General features: G+C 55.7%; 3 protein-coding genes (1 of these 3 only partly in view). All 3 read right to left on the bottom strand.

The annotated features are described in order from the left end of the window. Positions 1-196: 196 nt before the first annotated feature. Positions 197-643, bottom strand: coding sequence for a MarR family transcriptional regulator (locus MHB80_RS13660; protein ID WP_341282631.1), 447 nt, complete (start codon positions 641-643; stop codon positions 197-199). A gap of 16 nt (positions 644-659) precedes the next feature. After that, on the bottom strand, positions 660-1,562 hold the full coding sequence (locus MHB80_RS13655) for a DUF72 domain-containing protein (RefSeq protein WP_341282630.1): 903 nt from the start codon (positions 1,560-1,562) through the stop codon (positions 660-662). Between the two features lie 429 nt (positions 1,563-1,991). Next, positions 1,992-23,806, bottom strand: the 3' portion of a protein-coding gene (locus tag MHB80_RS13650) for a non-ribosomal peptide synthase/polyketide synthase (protein WP_341282629.1). It continues 19,627 nt past the right edge of the window; only the last 21,815 of its 41,442 coding nucleotides appear in the window; its start codon lies beyond the right edge, outside the window — the gene reads right to left on this strand; it ends in the stop codon at positions 1,992-1,994.

Raw genomic sequence — 23,806 nt, 5'->3', positions numbered from 1 at the left:
GCATTCCCTCCTCCAACCATTTTCCCACGCGCCCTCGTTTATCGTTCTATTATATGTACACGGCGCAGCCCGTCTAAAATGACATCGCATAGATCTTTTAATTATATCGGTGGGAAATGTTGGATTGTTAAGAGGATATTTCAACAGATTCCAAGAAACCTTGTGTGCCGAAAAAATCTAGCAGCTGCCGGAACGGTTAATTTTTCTCGATTGATGCCTGCATATGATTATTAATTCGCAGCATCAGCGAAATCATAAGCTCATATTCCTCTGCGGAAATGACCTTCTTGACTTCATCGTTTACCGACTCATTTATGGCGATGGTTTCATTAATAAGCTGCTCGCCTTTGTCCGTAATATAAACAACAAAGCTGCGTCGATCCTGAACGCCAGGCCGCTTGTAAATCAGCTGCTCCTTCTCCAAATGGTCGATGATACGGGTAACGGTGGGATTTTCCTTGCTCGTCCGCAAAGCAATTTCCTTCTGGATCAAGCCCTCCGACTTGCTAATTTGAAGCAGTACCGACCACTGCTCTGGCGTAATCGCATATTCTCTCAAACGTTGCTGAAAAAAATTAGTAAGCTTGCGATACGTCATTCCCATTGTAAAGCCAATTGACTGCTCAAGTCCCTGATAAGGCATAAACCTGTCCCCCACTCTAAAATAACTCCAACTGCTCCACCGCTGGCGGCTCTGGCTCATTGCGAACAAAATAAGGCCCTTCCCCATCCGGACAGTTCAGTCCAAGCAGGTCCATCAGTTCTTTGGCATTATCAGCCGCGTCTCCGCCGGAGTTATTGTTAAAAATAATGCAAATATGCTTGCTCTGCTGCTGCAGCTCCTTGATATGTTCTGCCCATTCTCGCAGCTCAGTACTGTTGTAGCGGTATAAATAGCGAACCTCGCGCCAATTCGGTGCTCCGCTCTGGTTCCAGCCCGATACATTTCGACCATGCAGCCTAACGAGCGTCAGCTCCTGATCGGTTGCATGCAGCACAGTCGGCACCGAGCCAATGCCTGCCTGCGGCTCATCACATACGCTGTGTATCCAGCCCTCGCGCTCCATGAACGCCAGCGTCCTCGCACGAAACTCCGGCATAAACCAGCTCTGATGGCGGAACTCCAGCGCGCAGCGAATGCTGCCCATTCTGAGCTTCGTTTCGCGAAGCAGCCGGACATTATCCTGCGTGCAATCAAACCATGGCGGATACTGGAACAGTACGGCGGTCAATCGCCCAGCCTCCATAACCGGTTCAATAGATTCGCGGAAAGCAGCGAACATTTGCCCCGTGTCATTTAATGCCGCGGCAGCTGCCGCTTCACCGCGCTGATGCCCTGTCATGCCTTGATAGGCTTTTATCATAAAATGGAGCGAGCTCGGCGTTTCCGCCACCCATTTGGCGAACCTTTCCCGGGATTGAATCGCATAGAAGGAGCTGTCTACTTCGACGACGGGAAAATATTTTGCATATTGGCCCAGCCTGTCCTTCGCCTTTGTACCGGGAATATACAGCGAATCATGGTCGCCCCAGCCTGTAAGTCCGATTTGAACAGCCATCATACGGCTCCTTTCTTATGTCCTTGGCATGTTATAGGTCTGATGAAGATGTCTTTTTTATGATAAAGCAACTGTAGTTGCTTTGACAACTTTTGCACGTATTCACAAGATAATGGCCGTCCAGCCATTGATCCACTTGTTCTTTTCAAAATGATCTTTCTGGGTGATTGAGCGAAGCTTCGCGGATGCTAAACAGCTCCATGGGTTTCGCTATTATCGGTTGCGGGGGCTGATCCCCAAAACAAAGAGAAACCCGAACGTCTTGAGACAAGACATAGGGTTTCCCGTCAATCTGAAAGCCTGATTACTCAGGCTTCCTGTTTCTTTTGGTAAAAAGAAAACTTCCCGTTAAGCAGTCAGGTTTAATGAATAAACCGACTGCTTAACAAGGAGCATTTCATGAATAGGATTGACCTTTTTTACGGTTCACCTTTAAACAGTGAAATTTTCAAGTATAGATTTTATAAGTAAGGCGTTGGTTGAAGCATAATCTCTTTCTAGCATCTGCTCATGTTTGCCGTTTCCTAAATAAATGTGCAGTTGCCCCGTTGTTAAAGCGCTCCAGGATTTCCTTCTCCATTCCTCTTCTCCTATTGGATCTGCTGATTGGATTAGATGAATTTCAGCCTGAACTTCTCCATTTGTTTGCATCCCATCAATCCATGCTGTGTAAGCTAGGATGTTTTGTTTAACTTTTTCTGCCGTCTCCCCGGGAACATGGCGAATGAACATCGAAATCTCTTCTTTTAGCGTCTCCAGATACGCTTCTTGCTGCATATTAGATGAAGACGTTTCTCTCGGATAGGCGTCAAACATAAGGATAGACGCTACTTTACGACCCTGTTCCTCCAGTCGCTTAGCTACTTCAAATGCAAGGTTACCTCCAGCAGAGTAGCCCAGCAAATAAATGGGACCCTGAGGCTGCAATTTTTGAACATGTTGTGCAAAATATTCCGATGTATCGTCGCAAACGATGAAATCATAGGCATATATAGTTGCCGTATCCTGCAACGATTGCGCCATCATCGTGAACACTTGCCCATAGCCTACGATTGGCGGGAAGCAATGCAAAGTTAAGCCGTTTCCATTGCTGCTGTTCCATACAGATACCCCTGTACCTTGCTGCACTGTAGAATCATCAAAGTGGTTTCGACTTTCCAACTGCTCGACAAGCTCCATGACCGTCGGGTAAGTGAAGGCGGTGCTAAACGATATTTCCAAATCCAGCCTGCTGCGAGCTTCTCCGATCATATGAATCAGCTTCAAAGAATGTCCGCCTGCATCGAAGAAATTATCGTGAATGCCAACCCGTTCTATGCCCAGAACCTCCTGCCAGATGTCAGCAAGCGCTTGTTCCAGCGGATTCCTTGGCGCAGTGTAATTGGCTTGAAGCGGCTCATTTTGCTGCAAAAGAGATAAACGTCTGCGATCGATTTTTCCATTAGCTGTAAGCGGCAATTTATCCAGTTGCACGAAGCGGTTTGGAATCATATAGGCTGGGAGCTTCTGCAATAATGCTCTCCGCAGTTCCCCGGCCGTAAGCTCGCTATCCGCTACGTAATAGGCATATAGCTGCTTCTCTTTCGCGTCGTTTTCGCGAGCGATGGCCGCGGCTTCCTTCACCGCCTCTACTTTCATCAGTTGCGCCTCTACTTCGCCGAGCTCAATACGGTAGCCGCGTATTTTCACTTGGTCATCTGCGCGGCCTAAATATTCCAAGTTTCCGTTTGACAGCATTTTGGCCAAGTCCCCTGTACGGTACATCCGCTTCCCAGGAATGAATGGGTGGTCAACGAACTTCTCCGCGGTCAAGTCCGGACGACGGAAGTACCCTCGCGCAACTCCATCTCCAACGATGTATATTTCTCCCGGTACTCCAATCGGCACTTGCTTACGCTCAGCATCAAGCAAATAAATGCTGACATTCGCAGCCGGTACCCCAATAGGAACGGAACCGCTCGTATCCGTTTCCGGATCGTATCGATAAATCATGCAGCCGACAACGGTTTCTGTCGGTCCATATTCATTGAATATCGTGATATCTCCGCCAAACTTGTCATGGATGCTTCTCGCTATATCCGCGCCAAGATTGTCACCTCCGACAATTAGCTTACGGATGTTTGAGCCGGCCCTTATATTCATTTCTTTGATTATACTTAAATGGGCCGGTGTCAGTTTGATAATGTTGACTTGGTTATCTGTTACGATCCGCTCGATTATTAGCGCTTTGTCTTCTCCACTGTAGATGCGAATAAGGTTGCCTGTTAGCAGCGGCGTAAATATGGATGTTACCGTCAGGTCGAAGGAAATAGATGAGTACAGCGGAAAATCAAGCTTTTCCCCAGCGACATATACCTCTTGTGCCCACCACAAGTAATTCGTCAGGCCTTGGTGGGTAATCATCGCGCCCTTCGGATTTCCCGTCGTTCCCGACGTATAGATCACATAAGCAAGATCGTGCGCGCCAGATATCGGCTCTATATTCGACTCTTCTTCGCTAAAGACCTCCGGATCATTCAGATTGATAAGCTTTCCTTCAAAATGTACGCGATTCAGCAAATGCTGCTGAACTAGCAGCACCTCCGAGCCAGCGTCCTCCAGCATGTAACGGATGCGCTCTTCAGGATACTCCGGATCTATTGGCACGTAAGCCCCACCAGCTTTTAGCACGGCCAGTATGCCTATAATCATTTCCACGGATCGATCCGCCAGTATGCCAATCAAATGATCCGGTCGCACGCCGGATGCTCGCAGCGTCCTTGCCAAGCAATTGGAACGGGCGTTTAGCTCGCCATACGTCACTTGCTCTTCATCATGAACGACGGCTACCGCTTCAGGTGTTTTTTCCGCCTGCTGCTCGAACAAATGGTAGACCGTTTTTTCGCTTGGGTATTCCGATGCTGTCGCATTGAATGCTGCAAGCTGTGTGTGCTCCTCCGCTGTTAGGATCTCTAACGACGCTAGCCTTGCATACGGATTAGCCGTAACGGATTCAACTAGCTTCTCGAATTGCTTCGCCATCCGGAGCACCGACTCTCGCTTGAATAAACCAGAAGCATATTCGATGCTGCACGAGATACCATTTTCCATTTCCTCTAACTGGAAGGTTAAATCAAACTTCGCCGCGGTATGCTCATTTGCATATGGCTGAATCTGCAAGCCCTGCATTTGCAAATCTCTTTGTTCCATATTTTGCAAAACAAACATCGTATCAAAAATCGGGTTGCGGCTCATATCCCTGCTGACTTGCACCTTCTCCACCAGTTCCTCAAATGGGTAGCCTTGATGCTCGTAAGCGCCTAGCATCGCTTCCTTGAGTTCTTCCAGGTATGATATAAAGGTTTTCTCGCGCGCCGGATAGCTGCGGATTGCCAATGTGCCTACAAACATGCCCACCAGCGACTGGAAGTCGCCATGTGTTCTGCCCGCAATTGGCGTACCGACTACAATATCTTCCTGCCCCGAATATTTATGCAGTAAGGTTTTGTATATCGCCAGCAATATCATATACAGCGTAGATCCGCTTTCGGCCGCTATGCGCCGCAAACGTTCACTCTGCTCAGCGCCAAGCATAAATGACAACTCTTCACCCTGGAAGCTTTGCACTGCAGGCCGCACATAATCCGTTGGCATTTCCAGAACCGGTATATCCCCGCTAAACACATCCAGCCAGTACCCTTCCTCCTGAAGCTGACGCTTCTTCTGCTCCTGAGACTGCTCCCATGCCGCATAGTCCTTGTATTGATTGCGTAATGGGGGCAGTTCTTCCCCGGCATACATGCGTGCAAACTCTTCTACCAAAATGCCCATCGAAATACCATCGGAGATAATATGGTGCATATCGAGTACGAACAGATGGCGCTCAGATGCAAGCTCGATGAGTCCGGCGCGCAAGAGCGGCGGCTGCTCCAGATCAAAGGTGCGAACGAATCGCCGCATGACTTCTGCTGTTTCCTCTTCACTTGCCTGGATATATTCCACAGCAAAGCGCACTTCATTGTGCACGCGCTGCACCGATTCACCTTCCTCCATATGGAAGCTCGTTCGCAGCGTCTCGTGCCTTGCAATTAGCTTGTGCAGTGCGGCTTCGAACAGCTTTCGGTCCAGCGTTCCTTCCAGCAGCATTGCTCTCGGCAAATTGTAGCTCAGCCCCGTCCCTTCAAGCTGATGCAATATATACAGCCTCTTCTGAGCTGAGGAGACGGCATAATACTCTTTTTCTTCGATAGGTTGGATAGTCTGGAACGCTTGCTGTTCCATGTCTGCAATTGCTTGAGCAAGCAGCTCGATGGTCGGGAACCTGAAAATGTGTCTCAGCGGCACGTTAATTTGCATTTCTTTATGCAGACGGCTCACCATTGCCGTTGCCCGCAAAGAGTGACCGCCAATCTCAAAGAAGTTGTCGTACACGCCTACCCGTTCAAGACCGAGAACTTCTTGCCAAATACGGGAAAGATGCGCTTCGATGTGCGTGCGCGGCGCTGCATATTCGACCGCAGCAGGAATGATTCCTTCAGGCGCTGGCAGCGCCTTGCGGTCGATTTTGCCATTTGGCGTTAGCGGCATGCGTTCGAGTTGCACAAAGTACGTTGGAATCATGTACCCCGGCAATTGCTCGGCTAAGTCCCTTCTTAGTTCTCCAGCAGCCAGCTCCCGATTGGCTACAACATACGCACAAAGCTGCTGTACTGCGCTGCTATCGGCCTTTGCGACCACAACCGCTTCGCGCACCGAAGCCATTCGGCCAAGCTGTGCTTCTATCTCCCCAAGCTCGATCCGGTACCCGCGAATTTTCACCTGACTGTCCATACGCCCTACGTATTCGAGCGTACCGTCTGGCAACCAACGTGCAAGATCACCAGTCCGATACATTTTTTGCCCTGGTACAAAAGGATTATCAACAAATCTCTCCGCCGTCAATTCCGGTTGATTCAAATAACCGCGTGCCACACCGTCTCCAGCCGCATACAACTCTCCAATTGCGCCCAGCGGCAGCAGCATGCCTAATGGATCGAGCACATATACTTGCGTATTTCCGATAGGACGGCCAATTGGAATCAAGGCACGATCCATATCTTCCAAACGGATTGTATGGCAACTTGTAAATGTCGTGTTTTCCGTCGGACCGTACCCATTAATCAAACGCAAGTGCGGATAACGTTCCATCGCTTTCTTCACATGCGCTCTGGATACCACATCGCCTCCGACGAGCAATTGTCTGATTCCTGCCAATCCTTCAAGCTTGTGTTCTACCATAACCGTGAACCATCCTGACGTGAACCATACAATCGTAACTTGATGCTTTCGGATCGCTTGCGACCAATCTTCAAGCGACAAAGTGACAGGAGGCAGAAGCGCCAATACCGCTCCATTCAGCAAGCTGCCCCAAATCTCAAACGTCGCGGCATCGAATGAAATAGTTGATCCCTGCAAGAAAACGTCATTTTCGCAAATATCCACATAACTCGCATGTGTCACAAGTCGAACAACCCCGCGATGCGTGACGCACACTCCTTTGGGAGTCCCTGTCGAGCCGGAAGTATAGTTGACGTACGCCATCTGAGTTGATTCTGTGGCCGATGCCAGATTTGAACCATCCTTATCATAAGCCTGCTCAGCATCAAGCAGCACAACCATCGCATCAGTAAACACAGGTCTTTGTAAATGGCTCTGGATCAGTACAATTCGCACATTTGCATCCTGCATCATGTAGCGAATGCGCTCCTCCGGATACTCCGGATCAATAGGCACGTAGGCCCCTCCAGCTTTAAGAATCGCCAATATGCCGACAATCATCTCAAAAGAACGCTCTGCCACAATGGCTACCAGTTGTTCCGCTTCAAGTCCAGCCTTCTGCAGCGTCCGTGCCAACCGATTGGCCTTATCGTTTAGCTCGCCGTAAGACCACTGCGACTCTCCAAATAAAATGGCTGTTGCATTCGGCCTTCGTTCCACTTGGTCCTCAAACAGCTGATGAATGGCCAGCTCTCGCGGATACGCTGCCTTTGTATCGTTGAACACGTCTATCAGCCGCGTTCGTTCCTCATTCGTCACCATTTGCAGCATCGCAAGGCTTGCCTGAGGGCGGGCGATCATCTCATCAATCAACTGGACAAAGTGCCCCGCAATCCGCTGTATAGTTTCCGGCTTATACAATGAAGTTGCGTACTCCAAGCTGAAAGCAACCCCATCCTCACCCTCTACTGCCTGCAAGGTCAAGTCAAATTTCGCTGTCCTTTGTGCGCTGGCATACGGCTTCATTTGGAGCCCATCCAGTTCAAACTGCCTGCTTTCCGTATTTTGCAGGACAAACATCGTGTCAAACACTGCATTACGGCTTAAATCACGATTAACTTGCACATTCTCAAGCAGTTCTTCAAACGGATATTGCTGGTGCTCATAGGCGTTAAGCATCGTTTCCTTGACCTCATTTAAGTAAGCCGATAACGATTTCTCACCCGCTGGATAGCTACGGATGGCCAACGTGCCCACGAACATACCAATCTGCTCTTGCAAGTCGATGTGCGTTCTGCCCGCAACAGGCGTACCGACAATAATGTCTTCTTGCCCGGAGTATTTATGCAGCAAAATCGTATACGCCGCGAGCAGTACCATATACAGCGTCGATCCATGCTGAGCAGCAAGCTCGTGCAACGCATCCCTCTGATGCGAATCGAGCTCGAAGTCAAACACGGCTCCAGCAGACTGTCTCACCGCAGGACGTGCTGCGTCCGTCGGCAGCTCCAGCACAGGCAATTCTCCAGCCAAGGCTTTCAGCCAGTAGGCTTCATGCTCCTTCATTTGTTCTTTATTGGCCTCAGACTGCTGCCAAACCGCATAATCCTTGTACTGAATCCGCAGCTCAGGCAGCTTCTCCTCCCGATAGAGACGGGCGAATTCCTCCACCAAAATATCCATCGACGCGCCATCGGAAATGATGTGATGCATATCCAGCAGCAGCACATAGCGCTCTTCCGCCCATTCGATTAATTCGACCCGCAGCAGCGGCGCCTCGCTGAGGTCAAACGGCTGCACGAAATCGCGCACACGGGCTTCGACCTCCTCCTTGCTTGCCACTCCTACATAGGCAACCTCAAAGTCAACGGCTTCCTTTACCCGCTGCATCGGTTCGCCCTGTACCAGCTCAAAAGCGGTACGCAGCGTTTCGTGACGGGCAATCAGAAGCCCGAACGCTGCTTCAAAATGCGCTCGGTTCAGCTCGCCTTCCAGCAGCAGCATCCCCGGCATATTGTAGCTTTTCCCCGCTTCTTCAAGCTGCTGTAAAATGTACATCCGTTTTTGCGCCGAGGACAGCGGATAGTAGTCTCTGGCTTCCACTCGGGGAATGGCCGCATACGCCTTCTGTTCCCGTACGCTAATCACCGCTGCCAGTTCTTCAACGGTCGGATAGAGAAACACCTCTCTTAACGGCACCTCCGTCTCCAAGGCCTGATGCATACGCGATACCAGCGTCATCGCCCGGAGCGAATGACCGCCAAGCGCAAAGAAGTTGTCGCGAATGCCGACGCGCTCTAGTCCTAGTACTTCCTCCCACAGCCGCGCGACTTCCGCTTCGACTGGTGTCCGTGGCGCGACATACGCCACTTCGCTCTGCCCCCCGACTTCCGGCTTCGGCAGCGCCTTGCGATCCAGCTTCCCGTTAGGTGTTAGCGGCATCTCAGGCAGAGATATGATGTGCGTTGGGAGCATATACGAGGGAAGTCCCTCGGCCAGCTTGCTTCGCATCTCCTTCGCTCCCAGCTCGCTGCTGCCTGTCACGGTCACATACGCGCATAACTCCGCTGCGTCCGTCTCTCTTTCTCCAGCGATCACCGTCACCACCGCTTCTTTTACCCCTTCGATTTGCAGCAGATGCGCTTCCACTTCACCCAGCTCGATCCGGTAACCCCGTATCTTCACCTGATGGTCCATCCGGCCCATATGCTCCAGTCGACCATCCGGCAGCCACCTGGCTAAATCGCCGGTCCGGTACATCCGCTCCCCGGGCACAAACGGATGCCCGACAAACCGCTCATTCGTCAGTTCCTCGCGGGCCCAGTAGCCTCGGGCTACCCCGGCTCCTCCGATGCATAGCTCTCCCACCGCTCCGATCGGCTGCACCTGCAGCGCCTCGTTCAGCACATACACCTGTGTATTGGCCAGTGGACGGCCGATGCTCATTTTTCCTCCTTCGCCCACTTTTCTCAGGTGTTCAAACGTCGACCAGACCGTCGTTTCCGTCGGCCCGTACATATTGTACAGCTCCGCCTCCGTTTGACTGCGCAATTGGCTTTCCAGCGTGGCTGGGAAGGGCTCCCCGCCAATCAGCAGCGCCTGCAGAGGACGCAGCGCAGCTGCACTGCGCGCATCCTCCAGCAGCATCACCAGACGGGAAGGTGTCGTCTGCATCACCTGGGCCGGATGCTTCGTGAGCAGCGCAGCCAGCTGCGCGGGGTCCTGCTGCTCCGCTTCGCTCGCCAGCAGCACCTGCATGCCGCAGCTCAGCGGTACCCAGCTCTCCGTCACGAAGATGTCGAAGGACACCGTCGTCACACTGAGCATGGTCGCAGATCGCGCAAAGGGCAGAGCTTCCACCATCCCCGTCATAAAGTTGACCACGTTCCGATGCTCCACCACCACGCCTTTCGGCGTGCCGGTCGTCCCCGACGTGTAGATGACATACGCGCTGCCTTCAGCGCGGGTCTCCACCTCCGTTGATGCTGAGGAATAAGCTTTCAGTTCCTCCACAGAGCTGAACCTCACCTGCGAAGCCTGCTCCTTCTGCTGTCTATCTGAGGCATGCTCCTCCTGCTGTCCATCTGAAGCCTTCTGCTGTCCATCAGAGCCCTGCTCCTCCAGACACAGCACCTGACGCAGCGGGGTTCCTACCCAGCCCGCCACCGTTTCCCGCTGGGCTTCTTCACTTAAGAGAATGCCAATTCCGGCATCCCGAACCATCCCTTCGATGCGGCCAGCTGGCAGCGCCGGATCCAGTGGCACATAGGCCGCACCGGCTTTCATAATCCCCAGCAGACCCGCGATCAGCCAAGGCGAACGGGACAGCAGCACACCGACCCGGTCTTCGCTGCTCACGCCATGCGCGCGCAGCCAGCCCGCGATGCGGTTGGCTTGCCCGTCCAGCTCGTCGTACGTCCACACGGCCAGTCCACTCACCAGCGCTGGATGACCCGGCGTTCGTGCAGCCTGCTGCTCGAATAGCCCGTGCACCGTCGCGTTCTCAGGGAGCTCCAGCTCCGTAGCGTTAAAGTGCACCAGCAGTTGCTCTCGCTGACCTGCCGTCAGCAGTTCCAACTGCGTGACCGGCACGTTCGGCTGGCTCACGATTTGTTCCACCAGTTGCAGCCAGTGACCTTGCACCCGCTCCATAGCCCCTTGTTCGTACACCTGTCCGTTATAGTCGAAATGCACGACTAGCTCTTCTCCAGGCTGAATCATCACATTCAGGTCATAATTCGTTTGTTCGTCCGCCTGCACGTCAGTAATCACCAGTCCGCTCGCATCCAGGGAGGCTTCCGAGCTCGTCGGCATCGGATAATTCTCGAACACTAGAATATGGTCAAACAGCTCTCTCGTTCCAGTGCCATGCGCCTGGATCTCATGTAGCGGATAGTAGCCATAGGCTTGTGCAGCCAGCGCGTCCGCCTGCATCCGCCGCAGCACATCCGCCGCCGTCTCCTGACCCTCGCACACGACCCGGACGGGCAGCGTGTTGATGAACAGTCCGATCATGCTTTCCACGCCCGGCAGGTCGGCAGGTCGACCCGATACCACCCCGCCAAACACCACATCCCGGCTGCCGCTGTAGCGGTGCAATAACAATCCCCATGCTGTTTGCAGCAGTGTATTCATCGTTACGCCATGCGCTTTGGCCGCCGCCGCGATTCGCTCGCTTTGCTCCCGTGGCACGACTCCGCTCACACGCCTCGCTTCATAGCCTGACGTCTGGCGCTGCCGTTTCGGGAACACCGCCTGTGCTTCGCAGCCCGCCAGTCGTTCCTTCCAGTAGCGCCGCGCCGACGCCTCGTCCTGCTCCGACAGCCAGCGAATATACTCGCTGTACGCCTGACCTTTTGGCTGCTCCTGCTCCTGCTGCGCCTCTTCGCTACCCGAGATGCTGTAGGTGCTGTAGGTGCGCAGCACTTCCTCCATCACCAGCGGCAAGCACCAGCCGTCCATCACAATATGATGGAAGCTCCAAACCAGCTCATGCGTATGCTCCCCTGTGCGGAACAACGCCACCCGCATCAGGCTCTCCGCTTCCACAGCAAAGCCTTGCCGCCGGTCCGCCGTCCGCCACTGCGCCACGCCAGCTTCCTGCTCCGTGGCGGGTTTCAGCGACAGATCGGCATACGCGAGCTGAAACGGCCGGTGGCGGTACACAACTTGCAGCGGCTCTTTTCTCCACCCGCTATCGATGCTCGTCCGCAGCACCGCATGCCGCTGAACGATCGTTTGCCAGCTTCGTTCAAACGCGGCCACATCCAACTCCCCTTGCAGCGTCAGCTGCATCTGGTTCACATAAGCGCCCGCTTGCGGCTCCAGGCGGCTGTGGAACAACATGCCCTGCTGCATCGGCGTCAGCGCATACACCTCCTCCATCTCCCCGATGACTGCGCTTCGCTGCACCAACGCATCCAGCTCTTCCTGCGTCATGTCCGGCAGCCCCACATCGCTTGGCGTCAGTTCCGTCCGCTCCTGAGCCACACAATGCGCGATCACCGCCTCCAAGCTCTGCTTCAACCGCTCCGCGAACTGCTCCATCGTCGCTGGACGGTACTCCGCCGCGCTGTAGCTCATGGTCAGGCGCAGCGTTCCCCCCGCGATCATCCCGTTGCATTCCAGCACCGCGGCTCGTTGCCTTCTACTACTGATCGCCTCTCCCGAGGATAGTGGGGACAGCTGAAGCGCACTGCGCTCCAAATCCTGATCAAACTGGCCCAAGTAATTGAAGGAAATGTCTGGGTCACACGACCAGTCCTCTCCTTCCACCTGTTCGGACCCATACCGCAGGAGGCCGTAGCCGACCCCTTTGTCTGGGATCGCTCGCAGCGTTTCCTTCACTCGCTTGATCTGCTGCGACAAGGTCATCTCTGGCTTCATCTCCAGCACTACCGGGTACGCGCTCGTGAACCAGCCGACTGTCCGGCTGACATCCACATCCGGGAGGATCGTTTCTCTTCCATGTCCTTCCAGCATGATCCCCACACGCTCCATACCGCTCCACGACTGAACCGCCATCGCCAGCGCGGTCAGCAGCAAGTCATTAATCTCCGTTCCGTAGGCTCGGTGCGCTTCTTTCAGCAGTTGCTGCGTCTGGACTTGCGACCACTCCACGGCCAGCGTTTGGCTAAATGCCAGCGTTGAGGCTTCTGAGTCGTAATCCTTAGGCAGCGGCGGAATCGCCGCCAGCTCTACGATCCGTTTCCAGTACGCACGCTGCGCCTCCATCGCCGGACTTCCTGCATAAGCGCTCCATTGCTGCGCCCACGTCTGGAATGCGTCCGTTTTCTGCGGCAGCCGGATGTCTTTCCCTTGTACCGCTTGCTCGTATGCAGTGGCAAAATCTTCAAACAGAATTCGCCAAGATACCCCGTCCACGACCCAGTGATGAATGACGAGGAGCAAATGATCCCCATCGCCGCATTGGAACAAGCCCAGCCTCATGAGCGGGCCGCTCGCTAGCGAAATGCTGCCTTGCAGCTCCGCAGCAGCGGCTTCGACCTTTTCGCTCCATCCGGGCTCACCCCGGAAATCGAAAACGTCCAACCTGTAAAGCTCACCGTCTGCCACCTTCCGGTTCCAAGCGACATAGCTGCCATCCTCGGCCTGCGTCAGCGTCATCCGCAGCGCGTCATGATGGATGGCGAGCTGCTGCAGCGCCACGCTCAGCGCCACGCGGTCAAACCGCTCTTCCCGATACAGCATGACCGCCTGGTTGAAATGGTGCAGGTCGACGGAATCACGTTCCACCAGCCAGCGCTGAATCGGCGTCAGCGGCACCGCCCCGTGTACCTCTCCTTGTTCCGCCGTGCGGGTAACCGCCGTCAGATGGGGGCTTAGCTGCGCCACCACCGGATAGCGGAATAACGTCTTCATTTCCATCTTGTACCCCGCTTGCAGCAGCCGGGAAGCGACTTGAATCGCTTTGATCGAGTCGCCGCCCAGATCAAAGAAATGGTCATGGATGCTCACCTCGGGCACGCCGAGCACTTGCTGCCACACCGTCACCAGCGCGTGCTCCATCGCTGTGCGAGGCGGAGCATACGGGAGGTGTGAAGCCTGAGCCTCTGGCATCGGCAGCGCCTGACGGTCCACTTTGCCGTTGGCCGTGAGCGGCAGGCTCTCCATCTGCACGAAGGAGGCCGGCACCATATAGGCGGGCAAGGAAGCCGACAGCAAGCTGCGCAGCCCCGCAATCTCCAGTTCGCTGCCTACGACGTAGGCGCACAGCTGAAGGCTGCCACCCGCATCCGGCAGCGCCTGCACGATGACCTCGCGAACCCCTGTCCCCCGCAGCAGCACCGCCTCAATCTCGCTGAGCTCGATGCGGTAACCGCGAATTTTCACCTGTTCATCCCTACGTCCCACATATGCCAAGGAACCATCCGCCTGCCAGCGAACCAAGTCCCCCGTACGGTACATTCGCTCCCCTGGCTCAAACGGGTTCGACACAAATTTTTCCGCAGTCAGATCCGCTCTATCCCAATATCCTCGGGCTAGACCAACTCCGCTTATGCACAGTTCACCTGGCACGCCAATCGGCTGGAGTTGCCCGTCCGCTGCTAGTACATAAACCTTCGTTTTTCCAATCGCTTTGCCAAGTCCATGTTCCTGCCAGACACCAGTGATAGGCAAAGCGGTTGTTACAACGCTATTTTCCGTCGGTCCGTACTCGCTAACAAACGCAATTTGGGGATAATTCAGTATTTTTTCAATGAGCGCCCCGCTGAGCTTCTCACCACCAATCACCACACTGCGCACAGTTGCTAGTTGGGCTGGCTTCAACATATCCAGCAGAACTGCAAACATCCCTGTCGTAAATTGAGCGTGCGTAATCGAGTGCTCCACTAGCGCCTTCGCAATGGCTCCCGGATCTTTCAGTTCTTCATCTCGAATCAATACGACGGTTGCTCCTGTAATAAGAGGTGCGAAGAAGTGCGAGATGAAAGCATCAAACACATACGGACTGGCATGAAGTACTTTACCCTGATCAAAATGGTAGGTTGCAGCTTTCCATTGAAGCGTATGAACGATGCTGCGATGTTCCACCATAACGCCTTTCGGCTGGCCTGTCGTGCCGGATGTATAAATGACATACGCTAAATTTTCGGGCTTTGCAGTGTTTAAGAGATTTCCAGACATCTCGGCATCGATGCCGGCGTCATCCAATAGCAATACGGGGCACGACGCTTCCTGCACAGAATCAGACAGCAATAGTAATGCACCGCTGTTCTTCAGGAGGAACTGCTTACGTTCCACAGGATCTTCCAAAGAAAGTGGCAGATAAACTGAGCCTGCCTTAAGCACCCCGAGCAAGGCGACGGCCATCTCTACGGAACGTCTGCACTGAACCGCAACAATATGTTCTGGTCCTGCACCGTAGCCCTGTATCATTCTGGCAAGTCGATTTGCCCGTTCGTTTAGCTCTTGGTAGGTCAAGGCCTCATCCCCGCAAACGACGGCGACACGTTCCGGCGTCTTCTCCGCTTGCTCCTCAAACAGCGCATGCAGTGTCGATGGCTGCTCAAGCAGCGCTTCTGCCCCTGTATCGTTAAAATCCACCAGCAACTGCTCCCGCTGACCTGCCGTCAGCAAGTCCATGCTTCCCAGTGTTGTATGCGAATCGCGGGTCACTTGACGCAGCAGCTCTGTAAAATGACCCACCCAGCGCTCTATCGTGCCCTGCTCAAACAGCTTCACCGCGTATTCCAGCGTGCATCGCATGCCCTGCTCCTCTTCACTCACCGACAGCGTCAGATCGAATTTCGCCGCTCCGCTTTCTAATGGGTACGGCGTCCATTGCAAATCTGCCAGCTCCAGCTCCGATTGCTCCGTGTTTTGCAACACCAGCATCGCATCAAAAAGCGGATTGCGGCTCAAATCTCGCTGCCTGACCACCTGCTCCACCAATTCCTCGAACGGATAGTCCCCGTGTTCGAAGGCGCTTAGCGCCGTCTGCTTCACTTCCTGCAAGTAGGCGGAGAACGATTTTTCACCCGACGGGCTTAGTCGCAGCGCCAGCGTGTTCACGAACATCCCCAGCATACCCCGCAAGTCAGCATGCGAACGTCCCGCAATCGGCGTGCCCACGATCAGCTCTTCCTGACCGCTTAACCGGCCCAGCAACGCGCTGTACGCCGCCAGCAGCACCATATACACCGTCGCCCCATTCGCCCGGGCCAGCTCCCGCAGCGCTGCTGACAGCTCGCTGTCCAGCTCGAATTCTACGTGCGCTCCCTCGAAGCTGCGCAACGCCGGAAGTGGATAATCCAGCGGCAGGCTCAGCACCGGCAGCTCCCCGGCGAACTGCTCCAGCCAGTAGCGCTCCATCTCCCGATAAGACGCGCTTTCCCGGTAGCTTTGCTGCCAAACCGCGTAATCTTTATACTGCAAGCGCAGCGGCTTCAGTTCTTCTCCTCCATACAGTTTCGTAAACTCCTGGACAAATATACTCATTGACGTGCCGTCGGAAATAATATGATGCATATCGAACAGCAGCAAATGATTCGCTTCGTCCACACGCACCACCGTCGTCCGCAGCAGCGGCGCTTCGCTGAGGTCAAACGGACGAAGGAAGGTGCGAACGCGCTCCTGTGCTTCCTCCTCCGTCGCTTCCTCGTAAGTTACCGAGAACACCGGAGACGCCACAATACGCTGCATCGGCTCCCCGTCCACTACTGCGAAACCTGTCCGCAGCGATTCGTGGCGGGCTACCAGCGCTTGCAGTGCCCTTTCCAGCCGCTGACGATCCAGCGGTCCTGCCAGACGCAGAGCGACTGGCATGTTGTAACTAAGCTCAGCTCCCTCCAGCTGCTGTAAAATGTACATCCGTTTTTGCGCTGAAGACAGCGGATACGTCTCCTGAGCCTTAGCAGGCACCAGCGCTTCAAATTCGCGCTCGTCGGCTACTTCCAAAGTTGCTGCCAGCTCTTCAACGGTCGGATAGAGAAACACCTCTCTTAACGGCACCTCCGTCTCCAAGGCCTGATGCATACGCGATACCAGCGTCATCGCCCGGAGCGAATGGCCGCCAAGCGCAAAGAAGTTGTCGCGAATGCCGACGCGTTCTAGTCCTAGTACTTCCTCCCACAGCCGCGCGACTTCCGCTTCGACTGGTGTCCGTGGCGCGACATACGCCACTTCGCTCTGCCCCCCGACTTCCGGCTTCGGCAGCGCCTTGCGATCCAGCTTCCCGTTAGGTGTTAGCGGCATCTCAGGCAGAGATATGATGTGCGTTGGGAGCATATACGAGGGAAGTCCCTCGGCCAGCTTGCTTCGCATCTCCTTCGCTCCCAGCTCGCTGCTGCCTGTCACGGTCACATACGCGCATAACTCCGCTGCGTCCGTCTCTCTTTCTCCAGCGATCACCGTCACCACCGCTTCTTTTACCCCTTCGATTTGCAGCAGATGCGCTTCCACTTCACCCAGCTCGATCCGGTAACCCCGTATCTTCACCTGATGGTCCATCCGGCCCATATGCTCCAGTCGACCATCCGGCAGCCACCTGGCTAAATCGCCGGTCCGGTACATCCGCTCCCCGGGCACAAACGGATGCCCGACAAACCGCTCATTCGTCAGTTCCTCGCGGGCCCAGTAGCCTCGGGCTACCCCGGCTCCTCCGATGCATAGCTCTCCCACCGCTCCGATCGGCTGCACCTGCAGCGCCTCGTTCAGCACATACACCTGTGTATTGGCCAGTGGACGGCCGATGCTCATTTTTCCTCCTTCGCCCACTTTTCTCAGGTGTTCAAACGTCGACCAGACCGTCGTTTCCGTCGGCCCGTACATATTGTACAGCTCCGCCTCCGTTTGACTGCGCAATTGGCTTTCCAGCGTGGCTGGGAAGGGCTCCCCGCCAATCAGCAGCGCCTGCAGAGGACGCAGCGCAGCTGCACTGCGCGCATCCTCCAGCAGCATCACCAGACGGGAAGGTGTCGTCTGCATCACCTGGGCCGGATGCTTCGTGAGCAGCGCAGCCAGCTGCGCGGGGTCCTGCTGCTCCGCTTCGCTCGCCAGCAGCACCTGCATGCCGCAGCTCAGCGGTACCCAGCTCTCCGTCACGAAGATGTCGAAGGACACCGTCGTCACACTGAGCATGGTCGCAGATCGCGCAAAGGGCAGAGCTTCCACCATCCCCGTCATAAAGTTGACCACGTTCCGATGCTCCACCACCACGCCTTTCGGCGTGCCGGTCGTCCCCGACGTGTAGATGACATACGCGCTGCCTTCAGCGCGGGTCTCCACCTCCGTTGATGCTGAGGAATAAGCTTTCAGTTCCTCCACAGAGCTGAACCTCACCTGCGAAGCCTGCTCCTTCTGCTGTCTATCTGAGGCATGCTCCTCCTGCTGTCCATCTGAAGCCTTCTGCTGTCCATCAGAGCCCTGCTCCTCCAGACACAGCACCTGACGCAGCGGGGTTCCTACCCAGCCCGCCACCGTTTCCCGCTGGGCTTCTTCACTTAAGAGAATGCCAATTCCGGCATCCCGAACCATCCCTTCGATGCGGCCAGCTGGCAGCGCCGGATCCAGTGGCACATAGGCCGCACCGGCTTTCATAATCCCCAGCAGACCCGCGATCAGCCAAGGCGAACGGGACAGCAGCACACCGACCCGGTCTTCGCTGCTCACGCCATGCGCGCGCAGCCAGCCCGCGATGCGGTTGGCTTGCCCGTCCAGCTCGTCGTACGTCCACACGGCCAGTCCACTCACCAGCGCTGGATGACCCGGCGTTCGTGCAGCCTGCTGCTCGAATAGCCCGTGCACCGTCGCGTTCTCAGGGAGCTCCAGCTCCGTAGCGTTAAAGTGCACCAGCAGTTGCTCTCGCTGACCTGCCGTCAGCAGTTCCAACTGCGTGACCGGCACGTTCGGCTGGCTCACGATTTGTTCCACCAGTTGCAGCCAGTGACCTTGCACCCGCTCCATAGCCCCTTGTTCGTACACCTGTCCGTTATAGTCGAAATGCACGACTAGCTCTTCTCCAGGCTGAATCATCACATTCAGGTCATAATTCGTTTGTTCGTCCGCCTGCACGTCAGTAATCACCAGTCCGCTCGCATCCAGGGAGGCTTCCGAGCTCGTCGGCATCGGATAATTCTCGAACACTAGAATATGGTCAAACAGCTCTCTCGTTCCAGTGCCATGCGCCTGGATCTCATGTAGCGGATAGTAGCCATAGGCTTGTGCAGCCAGCGCGTCCGCCTGCATCCGCCGCAGCACATCCGCCGCCGTCTCCTGACCCTCGCACACGACCCGGACGGGCAGCGTGTTGATGAACAGTCCGATCATGCTTTCCACGCCCGGCAGGTCGGCAGGTCGACCCGATACCACCCCGCCAAACACCACATCCCGGCTGCCGCTGTAGCGGTGCAATAACAATCCCCATGCTGTTTGCAGCAGTGTATTCATCGTTACGCCATGCGCTTTGGCCGCCGCCGCGATTCGCTCGCTTTGCTCCCGTGGCACGACTCCGCTCACACGCCTCGCTTCATAGCCTGACGTCTGGCGCTGCCGTTTCGGGAACACCGCCTGTGCTTCGCAGCCCGCCAGTCGTTCCTTCCAGTAGCGCCGCGCCGACGCCTCGTCCTGCTCCGACAGCCAGCGAATATACTCGCTGTACGCCTGACCTTTTGGCTGCTCCTGCTCCTGCTGCGCCTCTTCGCTACCCGAGATGCTGTAGGTGCTGTAGGTGCGCAGCACTTCCTCCATCACCAGCGGCAAGCACCAGCCGTCCATCACAATATGATGGAAGCTCCAAACCAGCTCATGCGTATGCTCCCCTGTGCGGAACAACGCCACCCGCATCAGGCTCTCCGCTTCCACAGCAAAGCCTTGCCGCCGGTCCGCCGTCCGCCACTGCGCCACGCCAGCTTCCTGCTCCGTGGCGGGTTTCAGCGACAGATCGGCATACGCGAGCTGAAGCGGCCGGTGGCGGTACACGACTTGCAGCGGCTCTTTTCTCCACCCGCTGTCGATGCTCGTCCGCAGCACCGCATGCCGCTGAACGATCGTTTGCCAGCTTCGTTCAAACGCGGCCACATCCAACTCCCCTTGCAGCGTCAGCTGCATCTGGTTCACATAAGCGCCCGCTTGCGGCTCCAGGCGGCTGTGGAACAACATGCCCTGCTGCATCGGCGTCAGCGCGTACACCTCCTCCATCTCTCCGATGGCGGCGCTCCGCTGCACCAACCCATCCAGCTCTTCCTGCGTCATGTCCGGCAGCCGCACATCGCTTGGCGTCAGTTCCGTCCGCTCCTGAGCCACACAATGCGCGATCACCGCCTCCAAGCTCTGCTTCAACCGCTCCGCGAACTGCTCCATCGTTGCTGGACGGTACTCCGCCGCGCTGTAGCTCATGGTCAGGCGCAGCGTTCCCCCCGCGATCATCCCGTTGCATTCCAGCACCGCAGCACGTTGCCTTCTACTGCTGATCGCCTCTCCCGAGGATAGTGGGGACAGCTGAAGCGCACTGCGCTCCAAATCCTGATCAAACTGGCCCAAGTAATTGAAGGAAATGTCAGGGTCACACGACCAATCCTCTCCTTCCACCTGTTTGGACACATACCGCAGGAGGCCGTAGCCGACCCCTTTGTCCGGGATCGCTCGCAGCGTTTCCTTCACTCGCTTGATCTGCTGCGACAAGGTCATCTCTGGCTTCATCTCCAGCACCACCGGGTACGCGCTCGTGAACCAGCCGACCGTCCGGCTGACATCCACATCCGGAAGGATCGTTTCCCTGCCATGTCCTTCCAGCATGATCCCCACACGCTCCATACCGCTCCACGACTGAACCGCCATCGCCAGCGCGGTCAGCAGCAAGTCATTAATCTCCGTTCCGTAGGCTCGGTGCGCTTCTTTCAGCAGTTGCTGCGTCTGGACTTGCGACCACTCCACAGCCAGCGTTTGGCTAGCTGCTAGCGTTGAAGCTCCTAAAACTTCTGAGGCTTCTGAAGCTACTGAGTCGTAATCCTTAGGCAGCGGCGGAATCGCCGCCAGCTCTACGATCCGTTTCCAGTACGCACGCTGCGCCTCCATCGCCGGACTTCCTGCATAAGCGCTCCATTGCTGCGCCCACGTCTGGAATGCGTCCGTTTTCTGCGGTAGCCGGATGTCTTTCCCTTGTACCGCTTGCTCGTATGCAGTGGCAAAATCTTCAAACAGAATTCGCCAAGATACCCCGTCCACGACCCAGTGATGAATGACGAGGAGCAAATGATCCCCATCGCCGCATTGGAACAAGCCCAGCCTCATGAGCGGGCCGCTCGCTAGCGAAATGCTGCCTTGCAGCTCCGCAGCAGCGGCTTCGACCTTTTCGCTCCATCCGGGCTCACCCCGGAAATCGAAAACGTCCAACCTGTAAAGCTCACCGTCTGCTACCTTCCGGTTCCAAGCGACATAGCTGCCATCCTCGGCCTGCGTCAGCGTCATCCGCAGCGCGTCATGATGGATGGCGAGCTGCTGCAGCGCCACGCTCAGCGCCACGCGGTCAAACCGCTCTTCCCGATACAGCATGACCGCCTGGTTGAAATGGTGCAGGTCGACGGAATCACGTTCCACCAGCCAGCGCTGAATCGGCGTCAGCGGCACCGCCCCGTGTACCTCTCCTTGTTCCGCCGTGCGGGTAACCGCCGTCAGATGGGTGCCTAGCTGCGCCACCACCGGATAGCGGAATAACGTCTTCATTTCCATCTTGTACCCCGCTTGCAGCAGCCGGGAAGCGACTTGAATCGCTTTGATCGAGTCGCCGCCCAGATCAAAGAAATGGTCATGGATGCTCACCTCGGGCACGCCGAGCACTTGCTGCCACACCGTCACCAGCGCGTGCTCCATCGCTGTGCGAGGCGGAGCATACGGGAGGTGTGAAGCCTGAGCCTCTGGCATCGGCAGCGCCTGACGGTCCACTTTGCCGTTGGCCGTGAGCGGCAGGCTCTCCATCTGCACGAAGGAGGCCGGCACCATATAGGCGGGCAAGGAAGCCGACAGCAAGCTGCGCAGCCCCGCAATCTCCAGCTCGCTGCCTACGACGTAGGCGCACAGCTGAAGGCTGCCACCCGCATCCGGCAGCGCCTGCACGATGACCTCGCGAACCCCTGTCCCCCGCAGCAGCACCGCCTCAATCTCGCTGAGCTCGATGCGGTAACCACGAATTTTCACCTGTTCATCCCTACGTCCCACATACGCCAAGGAACCATCCGCCTGCCAGCGAACCAAGTCCCCCGTACGGTACATTCGCTCCCCTGGCTCAAACGGGTTCGACACAAATTTTTCCGCAGTCAGATCCGCTCTATCCCAATATCCTCGGGCTAGACCGACTCCGCTTATGCACAGTTCACCAACAGCGCCAACAGGCTGCAAGCCGTTCTCCTGGGTAAGTACATACACTCGGGTATTAGAAATGGGCTTCCCGATCGGTATGACAGGAAGGGATACATGCACTCGGGCCGTTGTAGCAAGCACTGTACCTTCTGTAGGTCCATAGTTGTTGTATAAAGCATATCGAGTATGACTGATTTTCTTCAAACGATCCCCGCCCGTCAACAAAACGCGCAGAGAACGATTTTCCAGCATTATAAATTGTTCGCACACCTGTGTCGGCAAGAAGCTGACCGTTATGCTTTTTTCCTCGAAATAGGCATTTAAGGCGGCAGGGTCCAGACGCAAATCCTCCGGTACTATATGCACGGCGGCTCCTATCGTAAGGGAAGGGAATATTTCCCACACCACTGCATCAAAACCAATTCCTGCATATTGGGTTGTCCGATCTGTTGCACTCATATCAAAATAGGCCTGATGCCATCTGCACAAATGAACGACCGAGCGGTGTTCGATCATAACGCCTTTCGGCCTGCCGGTCGAACCGGACGTATAAATGATGTAAGCTGCATCTGTCGGAAGAATTGCAGGTAAAGGCTGGTCGGAATGCTCCTCCAGTTTTTCTAACCCGTCTAGTAGAAGAACCTCCACTGCTGATTGTTTAATTTGATGAAGGTGTGCTTGATTCGTCAGGCAAAAACGAGCTCTGCTGTCCTCCAGCATAAAATGAATCCGTTCTGCCGGATAATCGGGATCAATCGGCACATAAGCAGCGCCCGTTTTCAAAATGCCAAGGATGCCAATGATCAGTTCCACGGAACGCTCTGGCATGATGGCAACGACATCTGCTGGCGCTACGCCGCGCTTAAGCAAATGATGCGCCATCCTGCTGCTGCGTTCGTTCAGCTCTTGATAGGTCAAGGCCTCATCCCCGTAAACGACTGCGACACGTTCCGGCGTCTTCGCCGCTTGCTCCTCAAACAGCGCATGCAGTGTCGATGGCTGCTCAAGCAGCGCTTCTGCCCCTGTATCGTTAAAATGCACCAGCAACTGCTCCCGCTGACCTGCCGTCAGCAAGTCCATGCTTCCCAGTGTTGTATGCGAATCGCGGGTCACTTGACGCAGCAGCTCTGTAAAATGACCCACCCAGCGCTCTATCGTGCCCTGCTCAAACAGCTTCACCGCGTATTCCAGCGTGCATCGCATGCCCTGCTCCTCTTCACTTACCGACAGCGTCAGATCGAATTTCGCCGCTCCGCTTTCTAATGGGTACGGCGTCCATTGCAAATCTGCCAGCTCCAGCTCCGATTGCTCCGTGTTTTGCAACACCAGCATCGCATCAAAAAGCGGATTGCGGCTCAAATCTCGCTGCCTGACCACCTGCTCCACCAGTTCCTCGAACGGATAGTCCCCGTGTTCGAAGGCGCTTAGCGCCGTCTGCTTCACTTCCTGCAAGTAGGCGGAGAACGGTTTTTCACCCGACGGGCTTAGTCGCAGCGCCAGCGTGTTCACGAACATCCCCAGCATGCCCTGCAAGTCAGCATGCGAGCGTCCCGCAATTGGCGTGCCCACGATCAGCTCTTCCTGACCGCTTAACCGACCCAGCAAGGCGCTGTACGCCGCCAGCAGCACCATATACAACGTCGCTCCATTCGCCCGGGCCAGCTCCCGTAGCGCTGCTGACAGCTCGCTGTCCA

It is taken from the genome of Paenibacillus sp. FSL H8-0537, from assembly GCF_038051995.1.
Classification (GTDB): Bacteria; Bacillota; Bacilli; order Paenibacillales; family Paenibacillaceae; genus Pristimantibacillus.
Note: the sequence above shows the minus strand (reverse complement) of the source record. Positions and strands in the feature narration are given on the sequence as shown.

Excerpts from the sequence above, each read along its gene's own strand:
- MHB80_RS13660 (WP_341282631.1), bottom strand. The coding sequence starts at position 643 with ATGCCTTATCAGGGACTTGAGCAGTCAATTGGCTTTACAATGGGAATG.
- MHB80_RS13655 (WP_341282630.1), bottom strand. The coding sequence starts at position 1,562 with ATGATGGCTGTTCAAATCGGACTTACAGGCTGGGGCGACCATGATTCG.